At 58.9% G+C, this 4,621-nt stretch carries 5 protein-coding genes; all 5 read right to left on the bottom strand.

From position 1 onward, the window contains the following. Positions 1–828: TraI/MobA(P) family conjugative relaxase (gene traI / locus OA90_RS27295; protein WP_156510716.1), on the bottom strand; the 828-nt coding region annotated here is incomplete at its 3' end. After that, entirely contained in the window at positions 825–1,157 is a 333-nt protein-coding gene (locus tag OA90_RS27290) for a hypothetical protein (protein ID WP_068420148.1), read from the bottom strand. The genes traI and OA90_RS27290, both read right to left, overlap by 4 nt. After that, complete coding sequence (locus OA90_RS27285) at positions 1,154–2,365, bottom strand: DUF5710 domain-containing protein (protein ID WP_068420146.1); 1,212 nt, start codon at positions 2,363–2,365, stop codon at positions 1,154–1,156. The genes OA90_RS27290 and OA90_RS27285 overlap by 4 nt, the downstream gene beginning before the upstream one ends. A gap of 53 nt (positions 2,366–2,418) precedes the next feature. After that, complete coding sequence (locus OA90_RS27280; protein ID WP_068420144.1) at positions 2,419–2,619, bottom strand: hypothetical protein; 201 nt, start codon at positions 2,617–2,619, stop codon at positions 2,419–2,421. Continuing rightward, positions 2,616–4,460 (bottom strand): type IV secretory system conjugative DNA transfer family protein, encoded by a 1,845-nt coding sequence (locus tag OA90_RS27275; RefSeq protein WP_068420142.1) that lies wholly within the window; start codon positions 4,458–4,460, stop codon positions 2,616–2,618. The genes OA90_RS27280 and OA90_RS27275 overlap by 4 nt, the downstream gene beginning before the upstream one ends. Positions 4,461–4,621: the final 161 nt, after the last annotated feature.

The following is a 4,621-nucleotide window of genomic DNA, read 5'->3' as shown; positions in this document are numbered from 1 at the left end:
CTTGGGTTTTCGTTTGCCGCCGTGCTTGTCCGGTTCGAACGGGCCGTATTTCTCTTCCAGCCTTTTCCGGGAGAGTTCGCGGTCAACGCTGCTGGCTTTTTCCATCGTGCCGGTTTTCTTATCCCGAAAGACGAAGCCGTTGCCGCGTTTGCGGAGCTCTACATCATAGAGCGCGAACCCTTCATGCAGCTCCTCCCAGGAGCTGGACCGTCGGTGGATCTGCAGCATGGCGTCACGGTGCTCCTTGAGGTATCCGGAGAACGATTGCTCCCAGGAATTGGCCTCCTTGTCCCGGGCCTTCTGGTTGTCGCGTTCATTGTGCATACTGTCTTTATCTGGGCCCCGTCCCTGAACCACCTCCAGGCCGTGTTTCTTTTCCAGCATGGCCGCAGTGGATTGCAGGATCTGGAAATCGCGGAACGGGGTGTGCATCCGGAAGGTTTCCGGGTGGACGAGATTGATCTGGATGTGCATGTGGAAGTTCTCGGTGTTGGTATGGGTGCCAACCACACGCTGATGGTCTTCCAGACCAAGTGCTTTCGCGAACTCCAATTCAATGTCTTTCAGGACATCCGTGTCCGGCTTTTCGCCCTCGGCGAAGGAGACAACGAGGTGGTAGTTTGGATCCGCCTTGCTGCGCTGGTTAATTCCTTGCGTCGCGCGGATCTCCGCGATGGCCGTGTCGAGGTCCTCAAGGCGATAACCGGCCTTGCAGTTGGAAAGCCAAAACTGATCGAGCTTTTCACCCTTCTCCTTGGCTGCGGCAATATACTTCGCCAGCGCTTTTGCGCCCGAGGAACGCTTCAGTGCGGTTTTCTTGGCGATCATGGTCTGAGCCTTGCAACCTTCGCTTTGATCTGGCCCTGCGTGCTGCGGACATCCTTCAAAAGCGTCTGCATCTGGCGGACAAGATGACCGTCAGATGCTTCGTTGATGCCCTTCAGGAGCAGGTTGCCAAGCCGTGCCTGATCGGCGTTGATCTCCAGGAGATGCAAGATCGCCTGATCCAAGGACTGGTCCGGCAGCTTCCCGGTTTCCAGAACACGTTCGACCACGCGCGAAGCGGAAAGCTTCGTGCGCTTAGCGTGATCGGTGATGCGCTTGTGCAGCTCCGGCTTGACATAAGCCTTCAAGAGCATCCGCTTCGGGGCTGTCACCGTGACCTCGCCAGCTCGCGCCCGAGCCCTTTTTCCTTGCCTAAACCGCGCGCCTGTTCCCGCTGCATCTGCGCAAAGGAGTCCCTGAGGGCCGTGAGCAGACCTTTTTCACCGCGAAGTTGCTTCAGGTCGTTCCAGTCTGTTGCCCCGCGCGCCTTTTCGGCCGGCGTAAAACTCGGCGCCAGCACCTTGCCGCCCACGGCCTCGGCCGCGAGCTGTGCGCATTTCAAACCCTTGTTCGGCAGGGGCGGGTTCCTGTGTGGCAAATGATGATCGTCGTCGGCCGCGATCAAGATGTTGGCGGCGGGATACTTTTCCCGGACCGCCTTGGCGGTCGCCACCAGATTGTCACCGTCAAAGGCAACAAAGGTCGGCAGATTTGTCGCCTTATGAACATCCGCGCCGGTGGCGTAGCCCTCGCCGACGATGACGGTCAGTTTGTCGCTTTCCTCCCGATCCTTCTCCAGTTCCCTGTTCGGATCGATGGTGTGGTAGAGCCCGTCTTTGCGGCCATGCTTCAGGTAGATTTTTTCATCGCCGACAAACTGCAGCGACCAGATGCGGCCGTTTTCGTCGCGCAGCGGCACGACCATCCGGCCATCGTCGGCCACTTTCACGCCATAGCCGCGAACAGTCTTCCGGGCGAGGTACGGGCAATTTTCAGGCGTGGCCCAGGACTTCAGGTTGGTCCAGATTCCAAAGGCCCGTTTGGCAGTCGTTTCCTGTTCCTTGGCCCGCTCACGCTCGCGGTCCTCCCGGTTCTGAGCCGCTTCGGCGACAAGGCGTTGCTTTTCTTCCCGCGTCAGCCCGTCTCCTTTGGAGATCCACTGCAAGGGAACATCGTCGCCCTTGAAGTTCTTGAACTGGCCGTTTGGAACACCGTCAAGGAAGCCGCGATAACTGGCATTGGTCTCCTTGCCCTCACCGGCGAGCGCTATGCGGTGCCACTTGCCATCCATCTCCGGCAGGCCCTGCAGCTCGGCACCGTTGTCACGCAGGAAGTTAGCGAAGGCTGTGCGCGGATCCTCGCGGGGGTGCTCCTGCTGATTTTCCGGCAGGAATCGTTTCAGTGCGTCGGGAACGTCGGTGCCTTTGACAAACCAGGCCTTGGCCTTCCTGTCCCAAAGAGCACCGGCTTCATCTGCGAGCGTGCGCAGCTCGTAGGGAACGACCAGGTAGGTTTTTTGAATGGGTTGTTTGTCAGCCATGGCGGAAAACTCCTTGAAGGAAAGCGGGGTAGAAACGTGAGATGCTGTGGCGGTCAGTCGAGGAACACACCGTCGACCTCGGCCGGTCCTGCGTAGGCGCTGGTATCCTTGGGCCAGAGTTCAACGCCATCGGTGTTGATGACAGTGATGTTGCGAAGCGGGGAATCGTTGGTGAGGTAACCGCCGGTAATTTCGATATCGCCATAGAGGCGCTGAACAGCTTCAAGCCGGGCGATTGCGGTGCTGATCTTCATGAGGAGGCCCTTGTGTTCGACGACGGGAGAGAAGGAATTGAAGTGGGGGAGGCGAGCGGGATTTTGGCCCTGGCCTGAAGGTCTTCGTTCTGGAAATAGAGAACCTGGCGGCCATAGATGGCCGGACGTCCGGCAACAAAAATCAGCATGTCACCGGCACGGGTGACCTTGCCGCTGCTACCCACCTGGATCCCCGGCAACGACATGCATTCATCGGGGGTCAGAAGCGGCCGGGCCACCTCCATCAAGGTTTCGGAATAATTGGTGCCCAGTCTGCCGGTGGACCGGCTGGCGGAGGTTTTCTTCTGAACAAGCGTAGTCTTGCCGGCCATGTCCGACAGAACCCGGGCTGTCTCCATCGTGTTCGGTGCGTAGGCAATCCGGACATGGCAGTTGGAGACAATCGACTGTTCCCGGCCATAGGCCTTCTGCAGTTGAGTGAGGTCCTGGACGATGACAAAGGCTTTCAGGCCATAGCCCGCCATGAAGGCAATCGCCTTTTCAAATATCTCCAGCTTGCCGACAGACGTAAACTCGTCGAGCATCAACAACATGCGGTGTTTATAATGCTTGACGGAGCGACCGCCCTCGAACGCCATGTGAGAGGTGAGGCGGGTCAGGAACTGGTTGAGCAGGATCCGCACCAGGGGCCGCAGCCGGGCGATGTCGGAAGGCGGGATGACGATGTAAAGGGTTGCCGGCTTGTCACCATTCATCAGGTCGGTGATGCGGAAATCGGATTCCGATATGTTCCTTGCAACGATGGGGTCGCTGTAAAGCGCAAGCTGAGACGTGCCGGTGGAGTGAACGCCGGAACGCTCGTTACTCGACCGCTTGCGCATACGCGCCGCGCCTAAGCGGACTTCGTCATTGACGACTTCGCGGCCGTGCTCATAGCGCTCCATATCCTTCAGGAGCCGGTCGAAACTGTCGTCCTCCTCTCCTTTGAAAGCGGCTTTCGCAGCGGCGGCGACGGCCTGTTCGCTGATGGACTTTGGATCTTCGTCATCACCGATCGACATGAAGGCACGCACGTCTGCGAGTGTCGCGGTGCGGTTTTCTGATTTTTTGATCCGGTAAAGGACATGCAAGATTGCGGTGCAGAGCCAGCCGTAGCCTTCCTGCATCCAGAAGTCCTTCAGGCCGGTGCCGTCCGGATCGATGATCATGATGGCAATGTTCTGGCAGTCGGCGATTTCGTGATCGGTGCCGATGCGAACTTCCGCGAGCGGATTGTATTTGACGGAACCGCGATCCGCGGCCGGATCGAAGCGATAGATTCTCTGTCCCTGACCGGCTCGCCAGCCGGCGGTCAAAGCGTAGTTTTCGCCCTTGATATCGAGGACGAGCGCGGACTCCTCCCATGAGAGCAAGGTCGGCAAAACCAGGCCGACACCTTTACCGGAACGCGTCGGGGCAAAAGCCAGAACGTGCTCCGGGCCATCGTGGCGCAGCATTTTCGTGCCGGTACGGGTCGGCCAGCCGCCGACGACAACGCCGGTTTCCGACAGGAGGCCGCTTGCTTTCACGTCCCGGGTTTCAGCCCAACGGGCCGTGCCGTGAATATCCTTCTGTCTTCGGCCGCCAAAGATCGTTTCCGACCTGGCACCGGAAGAGACGATTGCCCCGATCAGCATCAGACTGAGAAAGGCGCCAAACCCGGCATAGGCCGGCTGAAGGATTTCGTTCGGAAAGCCGGAGGCCTGCCGCCAGAAATCCAGCAACCATTGCCACCAGGCAGCTTGCAAGGGATTGAAGCCGAGCGTGTAGTGCCACCCTGTCAGCGTCACGCCAACAAGTGCGGCACAGGCCAGAACGGCGAAGGCCCGCATGATATGCATGGACTTTACTCTGTGGGCGGTTCGGCCGGCTGCGACGGCTCTTGCGCATGAGTTGGCGTATGCTCGGCGACTTCGCCTTCGACATCTTCCTTGATCAGGTCCCGTGCCGTTTTTTCTTTAAAGATGCTGGCAGCCAAATCCCGCAACGCGGCACTGTGCTT

Source organism: Labrenzia sp. OB1, from assembly GCF_001624695.1.
GTDB lineage: Bacteria > Pseudomonadota > Alphaproteobacteria > Rhizobiales > Stappiaceae > Roseibium.
This window is presented reverse-complemented; position numbering and strand designations above follow the sequence as displayed.